Genomic DNA, 26,896 nt, shown 5'->3' on the forward strand with positions numbered 1-26,896 from the left:
CCGTACGGGATCAGATCGAACGGGTTCATGACAGACCTCCAGGGACGAGGGGAAGCGGCTTGCCGATCGGCGGCGGCGGGTCGAGTTGGCGTGCGAGCTTGATCAACTCGCTACGGATCGCGGCCCGAAGGTCCGGCCGGGCCGCCACCGAGACGGGCCCGATCCGAACGTCGGCGAACTGGTGAACGCGGGCGCGGTCGCACGCGGCGATCGCACGAACCACCGCGCGGCGGGACAGGTCGAACTCGACCGGGCCGACCGTGAGCCAGGCCCGCCAATGCCCGTCCCAACCGTCCTGGTGAAGCCCGCCGGCCACCGGCACCCGGCCCATCTCCGCATCGACCCAGGACAGGACGTGTGCCGACGACCACGGCTCAACCAGCCGCGTGAACGGCCCCCGGCAGCGGACGGCCTTGACGGTCAGGTCGTCGAACCGGTCGCGCGCAGCGCGCCGGATCTGCGTGAAGGTGATCATCCTGCGACCACCACCCGGGCCCGCCCCGGGTACTCCCGGTTGTTGCCGCCGGTGCCCCAGTCGACCAGGACCGCCCACGCGGCGGTCTCCCACGACCCCAGGTAGGCCAGCGTCGACAGGTCCAGCGGCCTGCCCGTCGTCAGGCTGGCGACGATCCCGAACAGCCGCCACTCGGTGGAGGACCAGCCGCGGCCGTTCGCGTCGACATCGTCAACCCATGCCTGCCACGGTCCGTCCTCGTGCTCGACATCGTCGAGCAGCCACCGGGCCGCATCGTTGCCGACGGCGCGAGAGAGTTCCAGCAGGGCCTTCGCGGCCAGCCACTCCTCGCTGCCCACGGTCTTCCAGAAATCGTTCCAGGTGGTGGTCATGACTGTCCTCCTCGGGTTCGGGTGCGGCGGTGGAACGCCGCGTCGGCGGCCGCGATCTGCTCGTCGGTCGGTACGGGGGCGGGCCGGTCGTGCGGGCCCTCCCACCACGCGGCGATCGCAACCGTGGCGGTAGCGGTCGGAACGTCCGGCCGGCCGGACGCCTGGTCGGTCTGGTGGTGGTCCAGGGAGCACTTCCCGGCGTAGTCGGTGATCCGGCGGACCACGCCGGGCCGCATCCGGTCATGCCAATCGGCGGCCGACCGGATCGACGGCCGGCCCAGATAGGAGGCGCGCCAGGCCTGCATCAGCCAGACCAGTTCCTCGATCACCTCCGGGTGCCACAGCCAGCACTCCGGCAGCCCGGCCGCACCGTCGGCGTACTGGAGATAGACCGTCTGCAACCACTGCGTGAGGTCGGTCAGCACCTCGGACGGGGTGAACGTGTCCGGCAGACCAGCCAGCCAGGACTCGACCGGCGGCACCTGGTCCGGCTCCGGCGTCAGCAGGTCGGGCAGCGCGGCGACCTGCTCGGCCAGCTTGCGGACCTCCTCGGCGAGCTGCTCCAGCCCCGCCCGGTCCGCGAGCCCGGCCTGCGCCGTACGGGTGGCCTCGACCTCCCGGCCCAAACCCGCCAGCCCACGCTGCAGCAGTTGGACGCGTTCCTCGATCGTGATCGTCATGCCACACCCCTCTCTCGCCAGTCCTCGCAGCCATCGCCCGCGACAGCTGGCGCCGTGTCGGCCGTCGACCAGCCGGGATCCTCATCGCGCCGGCTGTTCGTGCGGAGTTGGCGGGCCACCAGGTCATCCAGGGCCCGCCGGGCCCGCTCCAACGCATCCGTGACCTCGGTCCCCGACCACACCGCGGCGATCTGAGCCCGGTCCCCACCAGGCCGCTCGGGCTCGTTGCCGGTCTCGCCGTCGTGCTCCACGGCCTGTTGATCTTGACCGTGTTGATCTTGAACGGCCGTATCCGTCGCCCGGGCCTCGATCGGCTCGACCTGGATCCCGTCGGGGTCGATGTCGGCCCGGAACGGGTCGTCCGTCGCCGGGATCGTCCGGTAGCGGGCGAGCAGTTCGTCCGTCACCTCATCGGTGGCGGCTTGATCAACTTCGTCGACGTCGACCATGGCTGCGTAGCAGTCGCCGCACAGGTGATCGGTCGTCCGGACGGTGTGGTCGACCGGGCCGCACTCGACGCAGACCTTGCGGGCGGCCAGGGCTGCCTCGACGGCGGCGAGCTGCGCCGGCGTCGGAACCCGCTTCGGCGCGGCCAGGTCTTCCCGGTACAGCCACGCGAACCGCTGCTCCCGCTTCCACACGATCCGCCCGTACGGCTCCTGCCCGCCCGGCGACAAACCCGCGTCACGCAACTGCCGCCGCGTCAACAAACCATCCGGCGCCTGCCGGAACCTGAACTCAGGCAACCCGTCCGATTCGACGACGGCCGGCCAAACCCGGCCGTCCCACAACTCGAACCCCTCCAACTCCCGGGCGGTCATGACCGGTCCCGATCGTCATCGGCCGGCGGGACGACCACCAGGTGCCGGTCACGCTCGGTCGGCCACACCGGATCCGTGTCGCTGGTGAAGTCGGTCGGGCTGACGGGCGTGTCACCGACCCGGCGGGTCGTGGACAGGGTCGGGGTGAACCGGTCGGCCGGGCGGAGGCTGGCCAGCCAGGCACGGAACCCGGCCCAGCCGGACCGCACCGAGATCTCGACCAGGGCCGGACGGCCGGCGGCGATCCGCCGGTTCAGCCGGTCGGCGGCCTTGTCGGCCCGCTTCTTGGCCCGGGCGGCCTTGCGGAAGTCGGGGCGCTTCCACACCATCTCGACCTTGCCGATCGCGGGCGGCATCGACCGCCCGATGATCACGACCTGTCCCGGCTCCAACTGCGCGAACTGAGCCTCCGACAGAATCGCCTGGCGCCGCTTCGTGGTCGAGTAGCCGCGCGAGCTGTGATCATGCGTCGCGACGTCCTCGTCCCGCTCGCCGGCCAACTTCGAGTAGGTCGCAAGATCATCCGTGTCGCGGGCGCCGCCGTAGACGAGGACGGTCGCGGAGTTGTTCATGATCGAACCCGCCCCGGTATCGCCCCACCTCTTCCGCAACTGCGACCGGCCCTGCGCCGCAATGTGAATGGTGATGTTCCGGCCGCCCATGTCGGAGGTCCACTCCGGCAACGGGATCGGACAGATCAAGGCGGCCTCGTCCAACACCATCGTCAGCGACGGATCCAGCCGACCCGACGGCTGCTCCGACGCGATCCGGCGTGCCTCCCGCGCGATATGCGCCGTCAACGCCGTCACCAACGGGGCGGTGCTGGCGTCCTCGGCGCCGAGCAAGTACAGGGTGCCCTTCTCGTCAAGGAACTTCGCCACGTCGATCGACTCGCCCGGCCTGGCGGCGGCGCTCGCGGTATCGGAGATCATCCACCGCAACGCGGGCAGGATCGTCGTCGTGATCGACGACTGGGTCCGCTCGTTGTTGTCGAAGAACTGCACCGCCTGAGCCGTGAACGCGTTCGCTGCCGGCGACCGCCGCAGCAGCCGTAACACCAGCTCCTTGACGTCCTTCGACGGCTGCGCCGCCCAATCGTGCACGTCACTCATGCCGTACTCGCCGCCAGCCGCCCGGCCCAGGGCCGCAGCGTGCAGCATCGTCGACAACGCCTGCGCCGCTTGCAGCAGCCAGAACTTCCGATCCCCGTCGCCGCCGTCACCCGGCGAACCGCCCTCGATCAAGTCCTCAGCCCGGTACATCGCCACGGCCGGCGCCTCACACCCGGCCAGCGGATCGAACGTCAACGTCGATTCCAGCTTCGCCAACCCGTTCGGGTTGAACACATACAGCGGACCAACCTTCCCGCGCAGCAGCTCGGTGTTGTCGATCAGATCCGTCCGGGTGGAAGTGGTGATCACCGCGCCCGGCGCGTCCAAGATCCGGCCGGCCATCTCGCCCGACTTCCCGATCCGCGGCCCGCCGAACCGCAGCGTGACGTCCTCGATCGGCGACCAGATCCCGAACATGCCGACCTTCGCCAGCCGCGTGCCCAGCTCGGTCGCCGAGAGCTTGAACCAACGCACCCACCACGACACGTCCCGCAACGACGGCCGCAGGATGTGAGCCTTACGGCGCAGCGCGAACGCCGAAGCCCGCCGCCACAACACCCACCACGACGCCACACCATCCTGCTGAGCCAGCCGCCGCGACCAACGCCGCACCAGACCACCCGAACCCGTCCGACGATGCGACAACTTGATCAGCATGATCAACAACACGCCGCCGCCGAGACCCAACGGGATCCAGTGGTGTTCCTTGAACGGGATTCCGGGCTGGACCAGCCAGAACACGCCGGCCGCGGTCAGCCACAGCCCGCCCGACAAGATTCCGCCGACGACCAGGCGCCAGAACACCAGGCAGAACATGATCACCGAGAGCGCCCCGGTCAAGATCACCCACAGGCCCACCGGTAGACGCGCGGCCAACATCGCGCCACCCAAGATCAACAACGCCAGCCCGACCAGGCCAGCCCACGGCATGACCAGCCCTTCCTTCTCCGTCGGCCGCCTCATGACGAAACCTCCGGACCGAACGTCGGAAGATCAGCCAGTGGCGACCGTCGGCCGGCCGGAGTCGACCGCACCGCGGCCCAATCGATCCGCTCATCCGCGAGGAGCGTTTCAAGATCACCCACCCGGTACAACGCCACATCCGGCTCGGCCCGGCGCGGCTGCCACCGGCTCCACGTCCACCGCGCCGGCACCAACAACCGGGCCCGCACCAAGTGATCAAAGTCAGTCCTGCGGATCTCCATGAACCGCGCCGCATCATCGGCCAGCACGCACCGGCCGACCCGGATCGCCTCCACCAGCGCGTCGCGATCATCGAAATACTGCAGCCCGAGACCACTGAACAGGCGGGCGTCCTTGTACGAACCCGCACCCGTCAACCGACCCCGCCGGCCCAGCTCGACCACCGCATCCGGCGTGACCGCGATCCCAAACCGGTCAGCCAGCACCGCGGCCGCCCTGGTCGCGCCAAGATCAGGAATCGACCCAATCCCTGCCCGGATCTCGTCAACCTGCCCGGCCAGCCGGTCGACTACGGCAGCCGACCAACGCCGGCCGTCGACGTCCGGAGACGGGATCCACACCAACTCACGCGCCCGCTCCACCTGCCACTGCTCGAACCCGAGCCGGCGAGCCAACTGGACCAGCCCATAGCCCCTCAACTCCGGCCGGCCGGTCATCGCGCACCGCCCGACCGGCGCACGACCTGGCCAAGCAGACCGGCCGACTCTCCGCCGCGCGGCGCACCTGGCCGGATTCGAGACTCGCGCAGCACCCGCGGCCCGTACGCGATACACGACAGCCGCACCGGACCAAACCCGGCCTCAACCGCGTACTTCCGCCGATCACACTCCGTGAACGGCTCCATGCCAATCGAGCCGGCGACCGCGTCGACAACCTCGTGGGCGAGATAGCCCGACGGCACCCGGGCCGAGACCGTCGGCAACGGCAACTCCGGATGATCACAAACCCAAGCCGCCAGCTCGAACAAACCGCGAACCAACCCGGCCCGCTCCGCCGGCAACACCTTCAACGTGCCCAACCGAGGCACCCACGCCTCCGCCGACACAACCCGATCCGTCATGATTGATACCTCCGCTGCACTCATCTGGGTAGTGGTGTGAGAGCCGGCCCCGGTCTGATTGGCGTCGGGGCGGGGCCGGTCTCGGAACATCGCAGTCATCTCGGACCGCCTTCGATCTGACGAGCGGCCGCCCACTCGGCGACCTCGACCGCTCCAGCGACTGCCGCTGCGGTCTTGAACAGCTGCTCGACCGCCGCTGCCGGGACGACATACCGGCCTTGCATCCGGACCGCCGGAAACGCGCCGGTCCGAACTAGGCGGTAGAGGTGTTCTCGGGAGACGCTGCACAGCTCGGCGGCCTCGGGGATCGTCAGACTCGGAACCCGATCGGCCCACTTGCGAACCGCGCTGCGTCTGGCGTCTTCACGACTCTGATTTCGATCGGCCCGCCCGAAACCGGACTCATCGGCCAACGTTTCAACAGTCATTCCTGGCTTCTCCTGCCCTAGATGTCTATGGACTTCTGTTATGTACTAGATGTTAGTGGATCATCAATAGAAGATCTAGGGCGCCCTAGGTTGGATCGCATGGGTAGTGGTTGGATTGACTGCATGCCGAGCCGTGTGAGTGACTCCGATCCGCGACCCCCGTATGTGCAGATTGCGGATGATCTCCGCCGACAGATCGAGGCCGGCCAGCTCAAGCCACGGGACCGACTGCCGTCGATGCGTGTGCTCGCTGAGAGCTATGGGGTCGCCCAGATGACGATCCACCACGCGCTGCGGACGCTCAGGACCGAAGGCCGTATCGAGGCATGGCAGGGTAGAGGCACGTTCGTCGCCGAATCCGGCGAGGAAGCTCCGCTCGACGAGGATCTCCACACGCAGGTTCAGGAGTTGATTCGAAGCGTTCGGGCGCTTGACGAGCGCATCGCAAGGCTTGAAGGGGCGGCCGAGAAGCCCTAGAACACTCATGGTGTGCCTGCACCTCCTCGCGCTGTTTGGGTTGGCATTGCTGCAACCTTCACGTCGGCATGTCGGAGGTGTGTGCACTTTCACTGATGCGCACTTTTGTGCGCGTTACCCTGGCGGAAGCCTGAGATCCTTGATCCTGAGGAGAGGGTGATTCCATGCACATCGGCGAAAGAATCGGCGCGTACCGCAAGCGGAAGCGCATACCCCAGGAGACCCTGGCCGGTCTAGTTGGCCGCTCGCGATCCTGGCTGTCTCAGGTCGAGCGCGGCATTCGCGGGGTCGACCGGCTGAGCACAATCAATAACCTGGCGGCAGCGCTGCAGGTCAAGCCTGCTGATCTTGTTGGCCACGATTGGAAGTACGCTCCCAACGGCTCGCCGGAGGTGGCCGCAGTTGCGGCAATCCGTGCTCACCTCGCCAGCTATGGCCACTTGCTCGCGCGGCCGTCGGAGTCTCCGCCGTGGCCCCTGCCTCAGTTGCGCGCGGCCACGGTCGAGGTCCATCGTTCCTATCAAGCCGCAAAGTACGGTGCGACAGCTCGCGTGCTCCCTGATCTTCTAAGGGCGGCGGATGGATATGACGGATTCGCAGGCCAGTCGAGCCGCGAGATTCATCTCGCACGCTGCATGGCCTACGCAGCAGCCTCGAAGCTCCTGACCAAGATGGGTGAGTCCGAGCTGGCGTGGATAACCGCTGATCGTGCCAGCCACGCGGCAATGGCCGCTGATTCTGACGTGGCGAGAGGATTGGCGGCCTACCAGATCGCCTGCGCCCTTCACCGCGCGGAGCAAAGCGATGAGGCCGAGTACGTTGCCGTGGGTGCCGCCGAGCATCTGCTGCCGCTTGCTGCTTCTGATGAACCGGATCTCGTCTCGCTCGCCGGCTCAAACCTCCTACTGGCATCGGTTATTGCGGCGCAGCGGGCGGATCGCAGTTTGGCTACCGAACGGCTGACGAGGGCGGAACAGTTGAGCCAGCTACTAGCTCAGGACGCGAATCGTGCATGGACAGCGTTTGGCCCGACCAACGTCCAGATTCACCGCGCCTCAGTGGCCGCCGAACTCGGCGATCCTCGGGCGGTCATTCAAGAAGCGACCATGGTCGATGCCGACCGCCTGCCGAAGGGGCTTCATAGCCGACGGGTCCAGGTCCACCTTGATCTTGCGTGGGCGCAAACCCAAGCGCACAACGATACTGAGGCCGTCTTCCATCTGCACCTGGTCAACCGACAAGCACCTGAAGTGACCAGATACAACACGATCGCCCGCGAAACTCTCCGTGAGCTACTGCGACGAGCACGGAGAACCACACCAGCGTTGAACACGCTTGCTACCAGCGCGGGAGTCCTCGCATGAGCGATCGGATCCTTCACCTGGTCGTATGCGGAGCTCCCCTAGCAGTCAGGATTGCCGACGGGGTGAAAGAAGCGCGTCAACGCGGCTGGACCGTCGCGATCATTCCGACGGAAGCAGCCCACGCATGGATCGACCTCGCTGCGCTCGATGGAACGCCGGTCGTGGGACAGCATCGACAGCCATCTGAAGAAAAGCGACTACCACCGGCAGACGCCATCGCCGTTGCTCCTCTGACCTTCAATTCGCTCAACGCGTGGGCAACCGGCATTGCAAATACCTATCCACTGGCGACGCTCTGTGCAGCACTTGGCCGAAGAGTCCCCATCGTGGCGGTGCCGTTCGCCAAAGATGATCTTGCTGGTCATCCCGCATGGCTTGGCTCGCTGGCGGTGCTGCAGTATGCCGGAGTCCGGCTCGTCGACCCATCGACCGGTCGTGCCGGGTCGGCTGAGCCAATCGCATCGGGAACCGGTGCTCGCGTAGCGGAGGAGTTCGAGTGGTCCTGGATCCTTGATCAACTCGAAGAGCTAACACGCAAAGACGTTGAAGCGCAGGAGATTTGATCCGGGCTTCATCGAAGAGCGGCCTGCCGACTGCACTTCCGCTACGCTCGTTCCTGAGCCCGCCTCCTGATGGGGGGGTGGGAAGTCGTGAGGTCGGAACCCCCGCCGGAATGACGGGACCCGGCCTTCGCGCATCTCTGGGCAACGTTGCTGGTAGACTCTGCTGCAAGCCCGCTGCCGCTGACAGTTGGGAAGTCGTGAGGTCGGAACCCCCGCCGGAATGACGGGACCCGGCCTTCGCGCATTTCTGGAGACATGTCAGAGGGTCACCTGGATCTCGGTGAGGACCTGGCGCAAGGGCGCGACCAGATCCGCCGCTCCGGCTCGGCTCCCGGCGACCGCGCCGGCCACGATGTCGGGCACCCACAGCATGGGTTCCTCGGTAGGTCGACCGATCTCGACGCGGAGTGACTCACCGATGACTCCGCGAACACGCAGGGCGTCGACCATGCGCTGGTCGCGCACGTTCAGCCGAGGACTGCGCGCTTCGGTGTAGACGCGTTCAACGCCGAGCTGGTCGAGTTCGTGCAGTAGCCGCTCCAAGCACTTCCGACGGGCGCGTTCCTGTTTCGCGCGGACCATCGGAGTTCCGACGACGACGATCGAGGCAAGATCGAAACATCCAACGGCCGATGCGAGATCGGCTCGCCGGCGATTGTTCTCCGTGTGCCAGTGGAGCCTGACCTGTCGGCCCTTCAGCAGACCACGGAGCGTGTCTCGAACGGCGTCGAGCGCGGTCGGGTCCCCTACGGCCGCGGCCAGGATGTAATCGCCCGAGTCGCCAACGATCCTCATCGACTCGTCAACCCAAGCGTTCAACCCGGCTCCTCCGCCGGTGTCAGCGGCGTTGGTGACGGTCACCTCTTGCCGTTCGAGCGCCTTGCGCCCGGTGGCAGAGACACCTTCGTGGCGAGTACGTCGGCAGCCTTCTTGTCCGCGGCCTCGCTCCAGGCTGTATAGACCTTCAGGGTTGTGCTTCCGCCGCCTCCGTGGCCCAAGCGGCCGGCGACAGTGCGGAGGTCAACGCCTGAGGTGAGCAGCTCGGTCGCGTTGTAGTGCCGCATTGCATGAGGGTGACTGTCAATGCCGAGCCTCGCGCACATGGCGGCGTAGCGGTGCGAGACTGCGTCCAGGTTGCGCGGAGCTGAATGGTCGGGTTTGGCGGAGAAGACGAACGCCTCGGCGTCGATCGCGAAAGGCTGCTCGGCGGTGATCCCCCGCAGATACCTCATTTCCTTCTCATACCGCGAGCGGTGGTCAGCCAGCAGCTCAACAGTCAGGTCGTCGAGGCCAATCCGCCGGATCTGATGGGTCTTGGTCTGCTTGAGGGACTTCTTGCCCGCGCGATGTGTGAATCCCCGGCGGAGTTCGACAACCCCCTCCTGCAGGTCGAGGTCACGCCACTGAAGGGCCACCAGCTCACCACGACGTGCTCCCGTGATCATGATCAGCCATACGAGCGTGCCCCAATCAAGGTCACCTCGCTCCCAAGCTGCGTTCACGATCCTGGCTGCATCCGCCGCCGACGGCGGCTCAGGATTGGGCGCTGGCCGTCGCGGCGCCTCCGCGCCCTCCATTGGGTTCCATGGGACCCACTTCCAACGGACGGCAGCGGCCATCGCGCCCGACAGGATCCAGTGCAGTTGCCGCATCGTCGACTGCGCCATAGTCGCGCACACGTGAGGTTTGCACTCGATCACCGTGCAGCCTCGTTCTTCGCAGTCGTGTGTCTCGCCAGCCTTTGGCCGGCCCGGCCGGCGGTGATGTCGGACGGTTCGACACTCGTGCGGGAGGTGAGTTCGGTGATCAACTTCGATCTTGCTGAGGCAGCGGCGGCGGCACTTCCTCAGCTCGGCGTAGAACCGTTCGAGCACGAGTGAGTCGATCTTGGCGATCGGCACGTCGCCGAGTGCCGGTTTGATGACGGTTTTCACGAGGTAGCGGTAGCCGTCGATCGTGGTCTCGTCGGCGTCGTGCACATCGAGCCAGGAGTCCAGGAGGTGGCCCAGCGCGGCCTTGGTCGGCGTCGACCGCTGCTGGTCGACCTCGGCGAGCAACCTGGTCTTGATCTTCTCGACTTCGCGCTCGTCGGTCGTCGACGCGGTGAGGTAGCGATCCTCTCCTGTCAACGGATCGACTCCGCCGTAGACGCGGATCTCGTAGGAGTTCCCCCGTTTGCGATGGGATCCTCGCTGACGTTTCTCGGCCATGGGCAGAGAGTACCCATGGGCACCGACATGGGCAGAGCCTTGCGGCGTGTGCACTGTTCGAATCTGGGCCAGATCTTGCAGCCTAGTCAGGTACTGATTTGGGTGGCGCGCCCGGCAGGATTCGAACCTGCAACCTTCTGATCCGTAGTCAGATGCTCTATCCGTTGAGCCACGGGCGCTCGATCGTCGCGTACGACGGCCGACGCCTGAGTTTAGCGTCGGGGAGGCCGGGGCTCAAACCCGTTGCTGGTCGGCAACGTCGTGGACACCTCCCGGACATCCAGCGGTACGGTCCGGCTGCGATGCTCGCGCGGCGCAGGGGGCGCAGGTGAGATCGCAGGGGGATCGTCGTCGATGAAGCATCGTAGGTTGTCCGGAAAGCTCGCGGCCGGATTGCTGGTGGTGGCCCTGGCGGCCACCGGTACGGCCGCACCGCAGTTCGCGTCGGCCGCGGGGGAGGTGTCGTTCCAGCGGACGGCCACCTACCCGGTCTATCTCAACAACGGCGGCGACCCGGCGGCCGAGACCGTCGCGGAGATCTCCGCGGTCAGCGAGGACGGGAACACGCTGATCTACACCGACGCGGCGGCGCGGCAGATCGGGTTCCTGGACATCACCGACCCGCACGCGCCGAAGGGGCTCGGCACGTTGTCGCTGACCGAGCTCGGTGATGCGGAGGACGAGCCGACGTCGGTCGCCGTGGTCGGTGAGTACGTCCTCGTGGTGATCAACACCAGCGCGTCGTTCACCGAGCCGTCCGGTCGGCTGGACGTGATCAAGATCGCCGACCGGTCCCGGGTCCGCAGCATCGAGCTGCCCGGCCAGCCGGATTCGATCGCCATCGCGCCGGACGGCTCGACCGCGGCCATCGCGATCGAGAACGAGCGGGACGAGGACGCCGGCGACGGCGGCCTGCCACAGCAGCCGGCCGGCTTGATCAGCTTCCTCAGGCTCGCTCCCACCGGTCCGGCCCGCTGGTCGCTGCGGACGGTCGAGTTCGCCGATCAGCTCGCCGGCGTCCCGGGGATCGACACCCCGGAGGACCCGGAGCCGGAGTACGTCGCGTACGCCCCTGATTCGGGCACCGTCGCGCTCACCCTGCAGGAGAACAACGGTATTGCACTCTTCGATCCGCGCCGCGGGAAGTTGATCAAGGCCTTCACCGCCGGCACGGTGACGATCTCCGGTGTCGACACCACGGAGGATGGTCAGATCGATCCGACCGGAACGATCACCGACGTGCCCCGCGAGCCGGACGCGATCGCCTGGGTCGATGATCATCATGTCGCGACGGCCAACGAGGGTGACTGGAAGGGCGGCAGCCGCGGCTGGACGATCTTCGACGCTCGGACCGGCAAGACGGTCTGGGATGCCGGCAACAACTACGAGCAGCTGGCGATCGCGAACGGGCTCTATCCGGAGGACCGGTCGGAGAACAAGGGCACCGAGCCGGAGGGGCTCGCCGTCGCGGAGTTCGACGGGAACCGGTACGGGTTCGTCGCCTCCGAACGCGGGAACTTCGTGGCCGTGTACGACCTCGCCGACCCGGCCGAGCCGAAGTACCTGCAGACGCTGCCGACCACCAACGGGCCGGAGGGCATCCTGCCGATCCCGGGCCGCGGCCTGCTCGCGGTGTCCAGCGAGGCCGACGATGCGGAGGCGCGGGTCCGGGCCAGCGTCAGCCTTTTCCAACTGGGGCAGGGAAAACCGGCCTTCCCGACCATCCACTCGACCGGTGACCGGCCGATCCCGTGGGGTGCCCTCGGCGCGCTGAGCCCCGACGTGGACGACCCGAGCCGCCTCTACACGGTGACCGATGCAGCCTACGAGCCGACCCGGATTCTCGGCATCGACGCAGCCGCGACGCCGGCGGTGATCGACTCCGAGCGGGTGATCACCAAGAACGGCGCCCCGTACCCGGTCGACGCCGAGGGGATCGCCCAGCGCCCGGACGGCAGCTTCTGGATCGCCGCGGAGGGCGAGACCGGACCGGAGAATGCGTTGATCAAGATCTCCGCCGACGGCGCCGTACAGGAAGAGATCCGGTTGCCCGAGGACGTGGCCGCCAAGGTCAAGAGCCAGGGCTTCGAGGGCGTCGCGGCGCACACAGTCGGCGGCGTCGAGCAGGTGTACGTCGCCCTGCAGCGGCATCTGGACGGCGACCCGGAGGACACCGCACGGATCGGCCGCTACACCCCGTCCACCGGGCAGTGGATCTGGTTCGGCTATCCGCTGGAGCGGACCAGCGTCGAGGGCGACTGGATCGGGCTCAGCGAACTGACGCTCGTCGATGATCATCGGCTGGCCCTGATCGAACGGGACAAGCTCAACGGGCCGGACGCCGCGATCAAGCGGGTCACCGTGATCACGCTTCCGGACCAGCCGGCGGCGACCGGGCTGACGGCGCTGACCAAGGAGACCGCGGTCGACGTACTGCCGCTGCTGCGGGAGACGAACGGCTGGACCCAGGAGAAGCTCGAAGGGCTCGGGATCGCCGGCGACGGTCAGGTGTACGCGATCACCGACAACGACGGCGTGGACGACGCGACCGGCGAGACCGTGTTCCTGCGGCTCGGCCACAGCGACAAGGTCTTCGGTTCTGCCCCGGACCCGTCCGGTAGCCCGACCCCGTCGGACACCCCGTCCCCCTCGGACAGTCCCGGGCCATCGGAGACTCCAGGCCCGTCGGACAGCCCGACGCCCTCCACCGGCCCGACCCCTCCGACGGATTCGCCGGCGCCGAGCAGCTCGCCGTCCGCGTCGCCGGTCCCCACGGTGACGCCCAGCCCGGGCACCGCCGAGCCGTCGCCCTCGGACGGCACCAGCGTGCCGCCGCCCGGCGGAAACCCGGGCGGCGAGGGCGAACTGCCGGAGACCGGCGCGTCGATCCCGCCCTCACTGCTGGCGGCGGCCCTCGCCCTGATCGGCGGCGGCGCATTGATGATCATGATCCGGCGCCGGGCGCAGCGCCACTGAGCCACAACGCCACTGAGCCTGTCGAAGGGCCAGGTCTGATCTGGATCGGCCTTTTCGACAGGCTCAGCCCGGATCCACCGTTGCCGCCACTGCCGGCCATCCCAGCCTCGACCTCACCGAACGGACCGCTTGACCGGCAGAACTCGCCGAAAGCGAGGTCACATCGTCCGCTCGGCGAACCGCGCCCGACCTCGGCCGCGACGGCCGCGATCCGTCGGGAACTCGGCTCAGCCGCTTCCGTTCGGTGCGGTGGATTCGGGCACAGGGAACGGCGTTCCTTCCCACCGCCCGGGCCGGCGGGTTAGAGTCCGGCGATGGATCTTGATCTTGACCGGATCGCCCGCGCGGCCCGCGAGGTGGACCCGGTGTTCCGGAACACCCCACAGTTCGTGGAGGAACAGCTCGCGGCCGCGCTCGGCCGGCCGGTGTTGATCAAGCTCGAGACGGCGAACCCGATCCGCAGCTTCAAGGGCCGCGGTGCGGACACGATGCTGGCGACTCTTCCAGCGGGTACACCCGTGGTGTGCGCCTCGTCGGGCAACTTCGGCCAGGCCGTCGCGTACGCCGGACGGAAGCGTGGCCAGCCGGTCGAGGTCTTCGTGCCGCACGACCTCAACCCGGACAAGCGGCGCCGGATGGAGACGTTCGGCGCCCGGCTCACCCCGGTCGGTGAGGGCAGCGCCGAGGCACGGCTGGTCGCCGCCGAGCAGGTGGCCGAGCGGCCGGGGACCGTGTTCATCGAGGACGGCCGGCAGCCGGAGATCGCCGAGGGCGCCGGGACGATCGGGGTCGAGCTTGCCGGCGCCGAGTTCGACACGATCGTGCTGCCGGTCGGCGACGGCGCGCTGATCACCGGAGTGGCACGCTGGCTCAAGGCGCATCGGCCCGACGTCCGGGTGGTCGGGGTCTGCGCGACCGGCAGCCAGGCGATGCTGCGCAGCGTCGAAGCCGGTGCTCCGGTGACCGTCCCCGCCGCCACCATCGCCGACGGGATCGCCGTCAGCACGCCGATCGAGGAGGCGGTCGCCCGGGTCCGGGCCCTGGTGGACGAGTTCGTCCTGGTCGACGACGCCGCCCTGCTGGACGCGATGGCCCTCACCGTGCGCTGTGTCGGCGTGCTGCCCGAGCCGTCGGGTGCCGCGGGGATCGCGGCGATCGCCACCGCGACGATCGCCGGTGACCGGTTGGCCACGGTGATCACCGGGGCGAATCCGAGCCCCGACGTCGCGGCGACCGTCGCGGCCCGGCTCCACAACGTTCCCTGAGCTTGTCGACGGGCAGACCGCACGTGACTCGACCCTTCGACAGGCTCACGGAACGCCATCGGCCCGTGTCCGTCTCGCGAACATCAGCGTCCGGCCCAGGCCTTCCCCGGTCGAGTCAGCCGTTCCTACATTGGTGGTCGTACGGAACCCCGACGAGGAGCCTCGATGACGACCCTGACCACCCCCACCCGCGATCTTGATCAACTGGCGGCCGATCATGCCCGGGACGGTTTCGTCCTGGTGAAAGGCCTGCTGAGCAAGGAGGAAGCGGCCGACTATCGGGCCCGGAGCCACGAGCTGATCGAGCGGCTGAACCGCAACGACGACCCGACCTGGGCCTCGGCGGCCGACGTCGCGATGGGTCAGGCCACCAGCCTGCGCCACGTGCACGACGCCCAGTTCTACGACGCTGCGTTCGGCCGGCTGCTGCTCGATCCCCGGTTCACCGACGTCGCCGGCGCAGTGCTCGGCACGCCGAACGTCCAGCTGCATCACACCAAGCTGTTCATCAAGCCGCCGGAGAACGGCTCGCCGTTCCCGCTGCACCAAGATCATCCGTTCTTCCCGCACAAGTACCACCGGGTCGGCGCGGCGATCTTCCACTTCGACGACGCGCCGGACGAGAAGGGCTGCGTCCGGGTGATCCCGGGCAGCCACACCTCCGGCCCGCGCGAGCACAGCGCCGAGGGCAGTTTCCATCTGACCGATGTCCCGTTCAGCGACGCGGTACCGCAACCGGCCGAGGCCGGCGACGTCCTGTTCTTCAGCTATCTGACGGTGCACGGCTCCGGCATCAACACCTCGGACGAGGCCCGGACGACCTGGCTGATCCAGTATCGGGACCCGGCCGATCCGCCGCTCACCGACCAGCATTCCGGTTCGCTGGGCCAGGGCATGATCCTGGCCGGGATCGACCCGACCAACCGCAATCCGCAATGATCAGTCCTCGATGAGTCTCGACGACGTCGCCGGTTCGAGCAGCTTCGTGCGCCTGCACGGGCTGCTCGACCGGTGCGTCGTCGACACGTACGCCAGCGACTTCGTCAGCTGGGGCTTCTACGAGCCCCGCTACTGGCGCAACTACGCGCACACGCATTCGTTCTACGAGGTGTGCCTGGCCTACTCGGGCCGCGGCACCTTCACCATCGACGGGGAGCTCCATCAGATCGAGACCGGCTCCGTCTTCATCGCCCGGCCCGGCCAGGTGCACGAGATCATCTCGCAGCGTCGCGACGCACTCGGGATCGCCTTCTGGGGCTTCACGCTGGCTCCCGGTCGCGGCTCAGCGCCGTCGCGGCCAGGCTGGTGGCGCGGCCTGCTCGACCCCGCCCGCCCGGTTCTGTCCTATCGGCTCGGCCGGCTGCCGGCGACGATCAGAGCCCTGGCCGACGAAGCCGAGCAGCCCCGGTCCGGCCAGGCCGGGATGCTGGCCGGCCTCGGCGCGACCTTGGTGATCGAGACCGCACGCGCGTTCGCCGACGAAGATGATCTTGCTCTGGCGACCCGGCCGGTGGACCGCCGCTCGGTCGCCGTCGCGGCCATGGAGCGTTATCTGCTGGACAACCTGGCCCGGCCGCTGCTGGTCCGCGACGTCGCGGCCGTCGTACACCTGTCGGAGCGGCACGCCGAACGGCTCTTCCAGAGCCAGACCGGTGAGTCGCTGATGGCAGCCCTCCGCCGGCTCCGGCTGGAGCGGGCCGCCCGGCTGCTGCTGGAGTCGACCAACCCGGTCACCGAGGTCGCCCGACGCTCCGGCTATCCCGAGGTGCGACCGTTCAGCACCGCCTTCCGTCGCCGGTACGGTCAGCCGCCCACGCTGTTCCGGCGCACCGGCGGCACCTTCCACCTGCAGCCCCGCTGACGCTGATCACCGTTCGACCGACCGGCCCGACCGTCCGAAACGATGAAGAGTCATTGGACAGGAGCTCTGGTCCGGGGTCTGCTGGAGAGGTGAACCTTCTCCGCGCAGCGACCGTGCAGTTCCAGGCCCGGCCCGACGACAAGGCCGCCAACCTCGCGTTGATCACCGACTACTCCGGCCGCGCGGCCGAGGCCGGGGTGCACCTGGTGGCCTTTCCGGAAATGGGTCTGCTCGGCTACTGGCACCTGCGCCGGCAGACTCCGGAGCGGCTGCGCGAGCTTGCCGAGCCGCTCGACGGACCGTCGGTCACCGCCGTCCGCGAGTTCGCCGTACAGCACGGGATCGGCATCGGCGTCGGGTTTCTGGAAGCGGCCGATGATCAACTGTTCAACGCCTACGCGGTCTGCCTGCCGGACGGGCAGGTGCACCGGCACCGCAAGCTGCACGCGTTCGAGCACGAGGCGATCTCCAGCGGCGACCGGTTCACCGTCTTCGACACGCCCTGGGGTGTCAAGGCGGGGATCCTGATCTGCTGGGACAACAATCTGATCGAGAACGTCCGAGCCACCGCACTCCTCGGCGCGTCCGTCCTGATCGCGCCGCACCAGACCGGCGGAACCCGATCTCGGAGCCCGCACGCGACCAAGCCGATCCCGCTGTCGCTGTGGGACAACCGTGATGCCGATCCGGACGCGATCGAGGCCGAGTTCCGCGGGCCGAACGGCCGGGAATGGCTGCTGCGCTGGCTGCCCGCCCGCGCCCACGACAACGGGCTCTTCGTGATCTTCAGCAACGGTGTGGGCCGGGACGACGATGAGGTACGGACGGGGAACGCGATGATCATCGATCCGTACGGCCGGATCATCGCCGAGACCTGGGCCGCCCGGGACGAGATGGTCATCGCCGATCTTGATCTTGAACTGCTGCCGCTGAGCACCGGCCGGCGCTGGCTGAAGGGACGGCGGCCGGAACTGTACGAGATCCTGATCCGCCGATTCGGCGACGAGCGGGACCCGCGGACTGCCCGGTTCTCCGCCGAACCCGTGCGGATCGACCCGGCCTGACCAGGTCGCGACGGACGCCGAAGGCTGGCACGTTTCACTGGTCTGATCCGGTCGGCCGGTACCGCTCCGAGTGGCCTGGCTCACGATCTGAGACCGTGATCGGCGTCACCCCCTGCTGACATTCCCCCTGGTCAGACGTCCTTTAGCGAGAGTGTGAGCAGCCTCACCCCGAAGCAGGCGCTTTCCCGAAGTAATACCAGTAGCACTGGTGGGCTATGGTCAGTCCACCGCCCCAACTGGTCTCATCTGAAGGGATGCCGCCCCGTGACCGCCACCCTCGATCCCGCCCGCATCGCGCCGCTCACCGAGCAGGCGCCGACCACCCACGCCGCGCTCCTCACCTGGATCGCCGAGGTCGTCGAACTGACCCGTCCCGACGCGATCCACTGGTGCGACGGCTCCGCCCGGGAGCGAGCCGAACTGACCGACCAGTTGGTCGAGGCCGGCACGCTGACCCGGCTCGATCCCGTCGCCAAGCCGAACTCGTTCTACGCCCGCACCGACCCGGACGACGTCGCCCGGGTCGAGGACCGAACCTTCATCTGCAGCGTCGACGAGGCCGACGCCGGGCCGACCAACCACTGGATGGCGCCGGCCGAGATGAAGTCGATCATGACCGAGCTGTACCGCGGCTCGATGCGGGGCCGGACGCTGTACGTGATCCCGTTCTGCATGGGGCCGCTCGACGCTGACCAGCCGATGTTCGGCGTCGAACTCACCGACTCCGCGTACGTCGCCGTCAGCATGATGATCATGACCAGGGCCGGGGCCGAGGTGCTGGCCGCGATGACCGCGCGGGGCGACGCCGAGTTCGTACCCTGTCTGCACTCCGTCGGCGCACCGCTGGAGCCCGGCCAGCAGGACGTGCCCTGGCCGTGCAACACCACCAAATACATCAGCCATTTCCCCGAGGAGCGGGCGATCTGGTCCTACGGATCGGGCTACGGCGGCAACTCGCTGCTGGGCAAGAAGTGTTACTCGCTGCGGATCGCGAGCGCGATCGCGCGCGACGAGGGCTGGCTGGCCGAGCACATGTTGATCTTGAAGCTGACCTCGCCGGAGGGGCGCTCGTACACGATCGCCGCCGCGTTCCCGAGCGCCTGCGGCAAGACGAACCTGGCCATGATCAATCCGACGCTGCCCGGCTGGACGGCGGAGATGATCGGCGACGACATCGCCTGGCTCCGGTACGGCGACGACGGCCGGCTCTATGCGGTCAACCCGGAGTTCGGGCTGTTCGGCGTGGCTCCGGGCACCGGCTGGCAGACCAATCCGAACGCGATGCGGGCGATCGAACGCGGCAACGCGATCTTCACCAACCTGGCGCTGACCGATCACGGCGACGTCTGGTGGGAGGGCATGACCGAGCAGCCGCCGGCCCACCTGACCGACTGGCGCGGCCGCAGCTGGACCCCCGAGCGCGGCCCGGACGGCGGCAGCCCCGGCGAGCCGGCGGCACACCCGAACAGCCGGTTCTGCTTCCCGATCGACCAGGTGCCGGTGCTGGCCGACGAGTACGACAGCCCGCAGGGTGTGCCGATCGACGCGATCCTGTTCGGCGGCCGCCGCAAGGACACGGTGCCGCTGGTCAGCCAGGCCCGGGACTGGCAGCACGGCGTCTTCCTCGGCGCCACCCTGTCCAGCGAGACGACGGCGGCGGCCACGGGCGCGGTGGGCGTGGTCCGTCGCGATCCGATGGCGATGCTGCCGTTCCTCGGCTACCACGTCGGTGACTACTTCGCGCACTGGCTGGAGCTCGGCGACCGGCACCCGACGGCGCAGCTGCCGCCGGTGTTCTACGTGAACTGGTTCCGCCGCGACGCCGACGGCCGGTTCCTCTGGCCCGGCTTCGGCGAGAACGCCCGGGTGCTCAAGTGGATCGTCGAGCGGCTGGAAGGGCGGGCCGACGCGGACGAGACGCCGATCGGCTTCGTGCCGACCGCGGACGCGATCGACCGGTCCGGGCTGGACCTGACCGAGGACGCCGTGGCCGAGGCGGTGGCCTACCGGCCGGAGGAGTGGCGGGCCGAGGTGCCACGGATCGAGGAGTGGTTCGCCACGGTCGGTGATCGGTTGCCGGCCGCTCTCCGTACCGAACTGGAACGGTTGGCCGACGGGCTGGGCTAGAGCAAGCGCTTGGCTTCGGCCAGCCGCTCGACCGAGCGCGGCGTGCCGGGCCGCAGCCCGACGATCACGTGCTCGACGCCGAGGTCCCGATAGCCGCGCAACGCCTCGGCCAGCTCCTCAACCGAGCCGCCGATGACCTTCGGGTTCGGCTCGCTGTCGTCCTGGTCCGGGTCGTGGACGGTGATGCCGACCGTCGTCGCCACCGCGCCGGCGGGCCGGCCCGAGGCCGCGACGGCACGATGCAGGGTCTCGAGCTTCTCGGCCACCGCGTCATTCGGCGACCCGTACCAGGCGGTGTTCCAGGCGTCCGCCCAGGTTGCGGTGAGACCCAGCATCTTCGGTCGGCCGCCCGCGACCAGGATCGGGATCCGACGCTTCGGCGCCGGAACGAGCACGCCCTCGTTGGTGCTGTAGTACCGGCCCTCGAAGGTCACGGTCTCCTGGCGGAGCAGGCGGGCCACGATCTCGAGCCATTCCGCGAACCGGCTGAACCGGTGATCGGTGGGCAGGCCGAACGCCTCGTACTCGGGATCGTGCCAGCCTGCGCCGACCCCGAGAATCAGCCGGCCGGCTGAGATCTCGTCCACCGTCACCGCGATCTTCGCGGTCAGGCCGGGGTCACGGAACGAGGAGCAGAGCACCAGGTTGCCGAGTTCGACCCGCTCGGTCGCGGCGGCCACCGCGCTGAGCAGGGACAACGCCTCGTGCATGCCGGTCAGCTCGCCGTCGGGCGAGCGGTGCAGGAAGTGGTCGGCCAGCCAGACCGAGTCCAGCCCGGTCTGCTCGACGGTCTGGGCCACCGTCCGTACGTCGGCCCAACTCGGCATCGTGCCGTCCGGCCCGTCGCTGCCGCCGAACGGCAGCATCACCCCGATCTTCATGGACGCCTCTTCCTCGACCTCGTGCTCCGACGCACAAATCTACGGCCCGAAGCCCTGGCGTCGAGCGTCGGGCCCGGGTTAGCGTGTAATCGATTTCATCGGTGAATCGACCGGAAGGAACAACCATGCGGGCCTTCAATCCGAGAATCTCTCGCTCAACCCTGCTGCGGGGTACGGCGGGCGTCGTGGCCGGCGGAGCGCTGGCCGGGCTGACCGCGCCGGCTCAGGCCGAGCCGCTCGCGATGACCGTGACCAAGGTCGCCGACCTGACCGGCCCCGGACTGACCACCGAATGGGAGATGGAGGCGACCGATCTCGGCATCCCGACCCGGACGCCGGACGGCCGGAACCTGTTCGTCTTCGGCGACACGTTCGAGAAGACGATCGGCGACCCGAACTGGCGCTCCCCGGTCGGGCTCTACTCCACCACCACCGATCTGGCCGGCGGCGTGACGTGGTCGGGCGCGGTCGGCGGCGACACGGCGCGACAGTTCTGGGACTACCCGCACAACAATCCCGAGTTCTCCACCGTGCTGCCGTCCGACGTGATCACCATCGGCAACCGGATCTACCTGCACGCGATCGTCAACAAGGGCGACATCGGCAACGTCGTCCGCAACGAGATCTGGTTCTCCGACGACAACGGCAACACCTGGCACGACACCGGTGCCCGGATCCCGGCGAACTTCGCGGGTGGGCTGGCCCAACTGATCGGCTGGGGCCTCGGCAACGACGACTTCGTCTACATCTACTCGACCGGCTTCCAGCGCGACAAGCCGCTCATTCTCCACCGGGTACGGACAGCGAACCTCGCCGACACGAACGCCTGGGAGCCGTGGGGCTGGACCAGCGGCGGCGGCTGGCGCTGGGGGCAGCCGCCGACGCCGATCCTGGAGGGCAAGTTCGGCGAGCTGTCGTTCCGCCCGCTCGGCGGAAAATGGATCCTGACCTGGTTCAACGCCGGCGACTACCGGATGGACGGGCTGATCGCGGACACCCCGACCTCCAATCTGTACGAGGCGAAGCGGGCCACCTTCCTGTACGGAACCAGCTGGGGCAACGAGGACGACACCCACGTCGCGCAGCTGTACGGCGGCTACGTCATCCCCGGCTCGACGCTGGACGACCTGCACCTGTCGGTCAGCCAGTGGAACACGACGCCGGGTGCCAACAACTGGCCGTACCGGGTGATGCAGTTCCGAGTGCAGGGATTCGGAAGCTCCTGATCCGGGGCGGCGGCGCCGCGGAAGATCTTGCTGATGCGGAGCCTTCGTCGAGCGGACCCTTTGACCGGCAGATCCGGCCGACTTGGAGGTCAACGCGTCCGCTCAGTGAGCCGGCGTTCGCCGGGAGCTGACCGTGTCGTGGTTTCGGCCCCGTTCACCTCACGCCACGACCGCTGTGGATTTCCGCCGCGACTGACCGGCTGAAATCCACTCCGATCGCGCACCTCGAGTGGGGCAGAGCCGCGATATCGACCTCCTGGGCGTCTCCCGGAGAGTCCGGCGGGTCGTTCCAGGCCGGACCGTCCGCTCCGCGCGTCGGTGTCCCGGGTCGCGCCGGTCCGGCCGAGTGGCCGAACTGGCCGCGCCATTCTGCGACAGCTTCCTGACCGCGGAAGTTCACGCAAGACCGGGCGATCCGGAATCAGCGGCGGCCCGCGGTGGTTGTATCGACACGTGCGTACGACAGTCGACCCCGGCCCGACGAATTCGGGCACGCCGCCGATCCCGCAGCCGGTGACCTACTCACCGCTGATCCGGGCGGCGACGATCCCGGCCCTGTTCGGCATCGGCGCGCTGGTCTCCATCCAGTCCAAGATCAACAGCGAACTCGCCCAGCAGCTCGGCACCGGGCTGCGCGCGGCCGCCCTGTCGGCGGTGATCAGCTTCGGCACCGGGCTGGTGCTGCTGTCGATCCTGGTCCTGGTGCACCCGGCCACCCGGCGCGGCGTGACCCGGCTCTACCGCGGCATCGGCCACGGCGAGGTCCCGCTCTGGCTGGTCCTCGGCGGCCTCGCCGGTGGCCTCTTCGTCGCCTCGCAGGGGCTGTCCGTCGGCATCCTCGGGGTGGCCCTCTTCATCGTCGCGTTCGTCGCCGGACAGTCGACCGCCGGTCTCGTCGTTGATCACCACGGCCTCGGCCCGGGCGGTCGGCGGCCGGTCTCGCGCGGCCGCATGATCGGCGCCGCGCTCGCCGTGGTCGCGGTCGCCCTGTCGGCGATCGGCAGCGGCGCCTCGACCGTGGCCGGGCTCGGCCTGCTGGTCGCGGTGCTGCCACTGGTGGCCGGCATGGGCACCAGCGTCCAGCAGGCGCTGAACGGCCGGGTCGCCCTCTACGCCGGGTCCTGGGCCACCACGTTCAACAACTTCGTGGTCGGGTTCGCCGGCCTGGCGATCTACTTCGGCATCTCGCTGCTGGTGCCGGGCACGCTGCGCGGGCTGCCGTCGACCTGGTGGCTCTACCTCGGCGGCTCACTCGGCATCGTCTTCATCTGGGCGTCGTCGATCCTGGTCCGGATCCACGGTGTGCTCATCCTCGGCCTGGGCGCGATCGCCGGCCAGGTGGTCTCGGCGATCGTGATCGACCTGATCTCCGCGCCGGAGGAACTGACCCTGTTCAGCTATCTGGCGGCCGCCGTGACCCTGATCGGCGTCGCGATCGCGACGCTGCTCCGACCGCGCCGCCCCGTGGTCAGGGCGTGATCACGAAGTCGCCCTCGTCGACCGGCTGGTTCGGTACCGGGCCGCGGCACCTGTGGGCCTCGTCCTGGAAGGCCGCGCCGATCAGGTCCGGCCGGCCGTCCCGGATCGAGAGGCTGACCCGATCGCCCGGTCGGGCGACGGCGTAGTTCTCGGCGTCGCCCACCACACCGGTCACGGTGACCGTCCGGCCGTGCCAGCGGACGCAGTCGACCCGGGCCACCGCCCAGCTGATCTCGCGGTCGTCGTGGTGGGTCAGGAAGATCACTCCGGTGCCGCTGCGGCCGTCGCCGGTCGCCTGCACGCGGAAGTCGAACGTCGACGCCGGTTGCTCGATCCGGATCTCGGCGGTACCGATCACCGTCGTCTCCGGCGGTACGGCAGCAGCGGCACCCGGGGTCAGCGCGGCCAGCACGGCCGCCGTGATCAAGATCAGCTTCATGCGGCCGAGTCTGGTCCGGCTGCAGCACACTCCGGCTCCCCACTGCGGGGGAACCGGACTCCCCCGTGTCAGCGGGTGAAGGCGCCGCTCTCGAACAGTTCGGCCCAGCCCGGCCCGTCCGGGTAGGTCCATCGGGCGACGGACTCCTCGCGCATCTCGCCGCCGGCGCCCGGCGCCGCCGGAGCCAGGTAGTGGGCGCGCTCGACGACCACCGGGTCGACGAAGTGCTCGTGCAGATGATCAACGTATTCGATCACCCGGCCGTCCCGGTCCGCCGAGACCGCCGCGTAGTCGATCAAGGAGAAGTGCACCACCAGCTCGCACAGCCCGACGCCGCCGGCGTGCGGGCAGACCGGCACCCCGAATTTCGCGGCCAGCAACAGATTCGCGAGGTTCTCGTTGGGCCCGGCGAACCGGGTCGAGTCGATCTGCAGGATGTCGATCGCGCCGGCCTGCAGCAGCTGCTTGACGATGATCCGGTTCTGGACGGCCTCGCCGGTGGCGATCTTGATCGGCGACACCTCGCGCCGGATCCGGGCGTGGCCCAGCACGTCGTCGGGGGAGGTCGGCTCCTCGATCCAGTGGATGTCCGGGTCGCCGATCGACTTGATCCAGGTGGCGGCCTCGTGCACCTCCCACTTCTGGTTGGCGTCGACCGCGATCTTGATGTCCGGCCCGACGGCTTCCCGGGCCAGCTTCATCCGCCGTACGTCATCCTCGACGGAGCCACCGACCTTGAGCTTGATCAACTCGAAGCCGTCGGCGACCGCTTCCTTGGCCAGCGTGACCATCTTGTCGTCGCTGTAGCCGAGCCAGCCGGGCGAGGTGGTGTAGGCCGCGTAGCCGGTCTGCTTCAGTTCCGCGATCCGGTCCGCCTTGCCCGGCTCGGCCTTGCGCAGCAGCTCCAGCGCCTCGTCCTCGGTGATCGCGTCGCGCAGGTGCGAGAAGTCGACCGCGGCGACGAACTCCTCCGGAGTCAGGTTCGCGATCAACTCCCACAGCGGCAGGCCGACCCGGCGCGCCTTCAGGTCCCAGAGCGCGGTCAGCACGGCCCCGACGGCCATGTGCGAGACGCCCTTCTCCGGACCGATCCAGCGGAACTGGGAGTCATGGACCAGCGCCTTCGAGACGGCGCCGAGGTCGTCCAGCAGCGTCTCGACGTCGGCGTCCGGCAGCAGCGCGACCGCGGACTCGATGGCGGCGACGACCACCTCGTTGCCCCGCCCGGCGGTGAAGACCAGCCCGTAGCCGGAGTCGCCGGCGTCGGTGGTCAGGGTGAGGTAGGCGGCGGAGTAGTCCGGGTCGACGTTGACCGCGTCCGAGCCGTCAAGCTCGAGCGAAGTCGGAAATCGGACGTCCAGGACCCGACTGGAGGCGATGCGCGACATGATGTCCTTTCTCACGGCAATCGCCACAATACATCAGATCAATCCCGGATGGTTGGGCGATTTCCACCAACGCAGACCTCAGCCGCGGCGGATCCCGCGCCCGGAGCGGGTGCCGGTCAGTTGCCCGTCCGCGAGTACGCGTTCGCCGGCGACCCAGACGTCGTCGATCCCGTCGGCCGCCCGGCGCGGCGCCGGATAGGTCGCGTTGTCCCTGATCCGGGCCGGATCGAGGAGGAACAGGTCGGCGATCGCACCGCGCCGCAGCTCACCGCGGCGGCCGAGCCGGAACGCCCGCGCCGGCAGGGCGCTGCTGTGCTCGGCGAGTTCCGGCCAGCTGAGGTCACCGCGCTGCCGTACGAACACATCCATCAGGCGGGCGAACGTGCCCCAGCCGCGCGGATGGGTGCTGCGGCCGATGAAGATCCCGTCCGATCCGGTCAGCTGAGCCGGATGGGACAGGATCCGGGCCAGGTCGTCGTCGCCGCGGTCGAACTGGGTGCGCATCACGACGCTGACCTCGAGATCGGCGGCCGCCAGCATTCGCAGACCCAGGTCCATCGGCTCGGCCTCGGCCCGGCGGGCCGCCTCGGCCAGCGTCAGGCCGTGCGCCCAGCCGTACTGCGGGGCGGCGATGTGGGCCAGGGCCAGCTTGTCCGCCCAGGGGGCGCCGAGGTGTTCCTTGGCCACCAGCCGGGGTAGCCAGGACTCGATCACCGCAGTCCGCCCGTCCGACGTCGACAGCGCCGCGGTGGTCGCGTCGAACCCTTCGGCGAGCAGTTCCGGCGGCAGCAGCACCATGCCGAGGACCGAACAGCCGCGCGAGTACGGATACCAGTCGAAGGTCAGATCAATTCGTGCCGAGGCCTCCGCGAGCAACTCGAACATCAGCTCCGGCCGGGCGTGGAAGTGGGACACGTGGCCGCGGGCCCCGCTCGTCTCACAGATGTTGATCAACTCGGACAGTCCGGCCGGGCTGTCCTCCTCATAGCCGCGCAGGTGGCTGACGTACACCCCGTCGGCCTCGGCGACCGGCCGGCACAGGGCGGCCAACTCGTCGGCGTCGGCGAACAGGCCGGGGGTGTAGTCGAGGCCGGTGGACAGCCCGAGCGCACCGGCCGCCATCCCCTGCGCCACCAGGTCCCGCATCGCGATCAGTTCGTCCGGCCCCGGCCGGCCGGGCCGCAGGCCCATCACCTGCTCGCGTACGGTTCCGGCCGGCACCAGGTAGCCGACGTTGAGCGGCGTGGCCTGGTCGTAGCCGGCCAGCAGGGCCGCGACCCCGCCACCGTCGTAGGTGGGGTGCGAGCCGTTGATCGCCGCGAAGTAGCGGGTCGCGTAGCTGCCGTCGCCCGGGGCATAGGACACCCCGTCCTGCCCGGCGATCACCGTCGTCACGCCCTGCCGGAGCAGCGCGAACGCCACCTCGTCGTCGAACACCCGGCCGTCGGCGTGCGTGTGCGCGTCGACCAGCCCGGGCATGATCAACCGCCCGGAGCAGTCGACCTCTTGATCATCCGGCGTCGACGCGACGGGGCCGATCTCTTCGATGGTGCCGTCGACGATCGCCAGGTCGGCCTCGGTGGAGCACCCGTCGCTCACCACCCGGCCGCCGCGCAGCACCGTACGAGTGGTCATCATGATCAGG

25 protein-coding genes and 1 tRNA gene are annotated in these 26,896 nt (G+C 68.8%); 11 read left to right on the forward strand and 15 right to left on the reverse strand.

Translation table 11 applies throughout. The features are described 5' to 3' along the window. Positions 1-25: 25 nt before the first annotated feature. From BKA15_RS15925 to BKA15_RS15960, 8 genes are all read right to left on the reverse strand, one after another. Positions 26-475: a hypothetical protein gene (locus BKA15_RS15925; protein WP_179752348.1), complete on the reverse strand. Its 450-nt coding sequence runs from the start codon at positions 473-475 to the stop codon at positions 26-28. After that, positions 472-846, reverse strand: a complete 375-nt coding sequence (locus BKA15_RS15930) for a hypothetical protein (protein WP_179752350.1) — start codon at positions 844-846, stop codon at positions 472-474. The genes BKA15_RS15925 and BKA15_RS15930 overlap by 4 nt, the downstream gene beginning before the upstream one ends. Then, positions 843-1,526: a hypothetical protein gene (locus tag BKA15_RS15935; protein ID WP_179752352.1), complete on the reverse strand. Its 684-nt coding sequence runs from the start codon at positions 1,524-1,526 to the stop codon at positions 843-845. The genes BKA15_RS15930 and BKA15_RS15935 overlap by 4 nt, the downstream gene beginning before the upstream one ends. Then, a complete protein-coding gene (locus tag BKA15_RS15940; protein ID WP_179752354.1) occupies positions 1,523-2,347 on the reverse strand; it encodes an RRQRL motif-containing zinc-binding protein in 825 nt (274 codons plus the stop codon). The genes BKA15_RS15935 and BKA15_RS15940 overlap by 4 nt, the downstream gene beginning before the upstream one ends. After that, positions 2,344-4,422: a type IV secretory system conjugative DNA transfer family protein gene (locus BKA15_RS15945; RefSeq protein ID WP_179752356.1), complete on the reverse strand. Its 2,079-nt coding sequence runs from the start codon at positions 4,420-4,422 to the stop codon at positions 2,344-2,346. Before BKA15_RS15945 ends, BKA15_RS15940 begins: the two co-directional genes overlap by 4 nt. Continuing rightward, positions 4,419-5,099 carry a hypothetical protein gene (locus BKA15_RS15950; protein WP_179752358.1) on the reverse strand — a complete coding sequence of 227 codons (681 nt, stop codon included), beginning with the start codon at positions 5,097-5,099 and terminating at the stop codon, positions 4,419-4,421. The genes BKA15_RS15945 and BKA15_RS15950 overlap by 4 nt, the downstream gene beginning before the upstream one ends. Then, the gene (locus tag BKA15_RS15955; protein ID WP_179752360.1) at positions 5,096-5,527 is read right to left on the reverse strand and encodes a hypothetical protein; all 432 of its coding nucleotides are present in this window, start codon (positions 5,525-5,527) and stop codon (positions 5,096-5,098) included. Before BKA15_RS15955 ends, BKA15_RS15950 begins: the two co-directional genes overlap by 4 nt. 71 nt (positions 5,528-5,598) lie before the next feature. After that, a complete protein-coding gene (locus BKA15_RS15960) occupies positions 5,599-5,931 on the reverse strand; it encodes a helix-turn-helix domain-containing protein (RefSeq protein WP_179752362.1) in 333 nt (110 codons plus the stop codon). Positions 5,932-6,054: 123 nt separating this feature from the next. Here BKA15_RS15960 and BKA15_RS15965 point away from each other — a divergent pair, with 123 nt between their 5' ends. From BKA15_RS15965 to BKA15_RS15975, 3 genes are all read left to right on the forward strand, one after another. Then, positions 6,055-6,408: a GntR family transcriptional regulator gene (locus tag BKA15_RS15965; protein ID WP_179752364.1), complete on the forward strand. Its 354-nt coding sequence runs from the start codon at positions 6,055-6,057 to the stop codon at positions 6,406-6,408. A 164-nt stretch (positions 6,409-6,572) separates the two neighbouring features. After that, the gene (locus tag BKA15_RS15970; RefSeq protein ID WP_179752366.1) at positions 6,573-7,772 is read left to right on the forward strand and encodes a helix-turn-helix domain-containing protein; all 1,200 of its coding nucleotides are present in this window, start codon (positions 6,573-6,575) and stop codon (positions 7,770-7,772) included. Continuing rightward, on the forward strand, positions 7,769-8,335 hold the full coding sequence (locus tag BKA15_RS15975) for a flavoprotein (RefSeq protein WP_179752368.1): 567 nt from the start codon (positions 7,769-7,771) through the stop codon (positions 8,333-8,335). The genes BKA15_RS15970 and BKA15_RS15975 overlap by 4 nt, the downstream gene beginning before the upstream one ends. A 258-nt stretch (positions 8,336-8,593) precedes the next feature. On the opposite strand, the gene BKA15_RS15980 is transcribed toward BKA15_RS15975, so the two are convergent. From BKA15_RS15980 to BKA15_RS15990, 3 genes are all read right to left on the reverse strand, one after another. After that, on the reverse strand, positions 8,594-9,196 hold the full coding sequence (locus BKA15_RS15980) for a hypothetical protein (protein WP_179752370.1): 603 nt from the start codon (positions 9,194-9,196) through the stop codon (positions 8,594-8,596). Continuing rightward, complete coding sequence (locus tag BKA15_RS15985; protein WP_179752372.1) at positions 9,193-10,545, reverse strand: tyrosine-type recombinase/integrase; 1,353 nt, start codon at positions 10,543-10,545, stop codon at positions 9,193-9,195. The genes BKA15_RS15980 and BKA15_RS15985 overlap by 4 nt, the downstream gene beginning before the upstream one ends. Positions 10,546-10,648: 103 nt before the next feature. Further along, a tRNA-Arg gene (locus BKA15_RS15990) sits at positions 10,649-10,724 on the reverse strand. A 175-nt stretch (positions 10,725-10,899) separates the two neighbouring features. Between BKA15_RS15990 and BKA15_RS15995 the strand changes: the two genes are divergently transcribed. The 6 genes from BKA15_RS15995 (at position 10,900) to BKA15_RS16020 (ending at position 19,838) form a co-directional block, all read left to right on the forward strand. Beyond that, positions 10,900-13,521 carry an esterase-like activity of phytase family protein gene (locus BKA15_RS15995; protein ID WP_179752374.1) on the forward strand — a complete coding sequence of 874 codons (2,622 nt, stop codon included), beginning with the start codon at positions 10,900-10,902 and terminating at the stop codon, positions 13,519-13,521. 314 nt (positions 13,522-13,835) lie between these two features. After that, a complete protein-coding gene (locus BKA15_RS16000) occupies positions 13,836-14,786 on the forward strand; it encodes a threonine ammonia-lyase (RefSeq protein WP_179752376.1) in 951 nt (316 codons plus the stop codon). A gap of 165 nt (positions 14,787-14,951) precedes the next feature. After that, complete coding sequence (locus BKA15_RS16005) at positions 14,952-15,725, forward strand: phytanoyl-CoA dioxygenase family protein (RefSeq protein WP_179752378.1); 774 nt, start codon at positions 14,952-14,954, stop codon at positions 15,723-15,725. A gap of 10 nt (positions 15,726-15,735) precedes the next feature. Then, positions 15,736-16,647, forward strand: a complete 912-nt coding sequence (locus tag BKA15_RS16010) for a helix-turn-helix domain-containing protein (RefSeq protein WP_179752380.1) — start codon at positions 15,736-15,738, stop codon at positions 16,645-16,647. An 89-nt stretch (positions 16,648-16,736) separates the two neighbouring features. After that, positions 16,737-17,711 (forward strand): nitrilase family protein, encoded by a 975-nt coding sequence (locus BKA15_RS16015; protein ID WP_179752382.1) that lies wholly within the window; start codon positions 16,737-16,739, stop codon positions 17,709-17,711. 264 nt (positions 17,712-17,975) lie between these two features. Continuing rightward, positions 17,976-19,838: a phosphoenolpyruvate carboxykinase (GTP) gene (locus BKA15_RS16020; protein ID WP_376766804.1), complete on the forward strand. Its 1,863-nt coding sequence runs from the start codon at positions 17,976-17,978 to the stop codon at positions 19,836-19,838. Here the strand turns inward: BKA15_RS16020 and BKA15_RS16025 are convergent. After that, the gene (locus BKA15_RS16025) at positions 19,835-20,719 is read right to left on the reverse strand and encodes an LLM class flavin-dependent oxidoreductase (RefSeq protein ID WP_179752383.1); all 885 of its coding nucleotides are present in this window, start codon (positions 20,717-20,719) and stop codon (positions 19,835-19,837) included. The two genes, BKA15_RS16020 and BKA15_RS16025, sit on opposite strands and share 4 nt — an antisense overlap. A 125-nt stretch (positions 20,720-20,844) precedes the next feature. On the opposite strand from BKA15_RS16025, the gene BKA15_RS16030 reads away from it, so the two are divergent. Next, a complete protein-coding gene (locus BKA15_RS16030) occupies positions 20,845-21,945 on the forward strand; it encodes a glycoside hydrolase family 183 protein (protein ID WP_179752385.1) in 1,101 nt (366 codons plus the stop codon). Between the two features lie 453 nt (positions 21,946-22,398). Next, positions 22,399-23,424 (forward strand): DMT family transporter, encoded by a 1,026-nt coding sequence (locus BKA15_RS16035; RefSeq protein WP_218871367.1) that lies wholly within the window; start codon positions 22,399-22,401, stop codon positions 23,422-23,424. Here BKA15_RS16035 and BKA15_RS16040 read toward each other — a convergent pair. The 3 genes from BKA15_RS16040 to BKA15_RS16050 form a co-directional block, all read right to left on the reverse strand. Next, on the reverse strand, positions 23,414-23,863 hold the full coding sequence (locus BKA15_RS16040) for a hypothetical protein (protein ID WP_179752387.1): 450 nt from the start codon (positions 23,861-23,863) through the stop codon (positions 23,414-23,416). The two genes, BKA15_RS16035 and BKA15_RS16040, sit on opposite strands and share 11 nt — an antisense overlap. 68 nt (positions 23,864-23,931) lie before the next feature. Continuing rightward, positions 23,932-25,251, reverse strand: a complete 1,320-nt coding sequence (locus BKA15_RS16045; protein WP_179752389.1) for an enolase C-terminal domain-like protein — start codon at positions 25,249-25,251, stop codon at positions 23,932-23,934. A gap of 78 nt (positions 25,252-25,329) precedes the next feature. After that, entirely contained in the window at positions 25,330-26,889 is a 1,560-nt protein-coding gene (locus BKA15_RS16050; RefSeq protein WP_218871368.1) for an N-acyl-D-amino-acid deacylase family protein, read from the reverse strand. Between the last annotated feature and the right edge of the window lie 7 nt (positions 26,890-26,896).

Source organism: Microlunatus parietis (assembly GCF_013407955.1).
GTDB classification, from domain to species: domain Bacteria; phylum Actinomycetota; class Actinomycetes; order Propionibacteriales; family Propionibacteriaceae; genus Microlunatus; species Microlunatus parietis.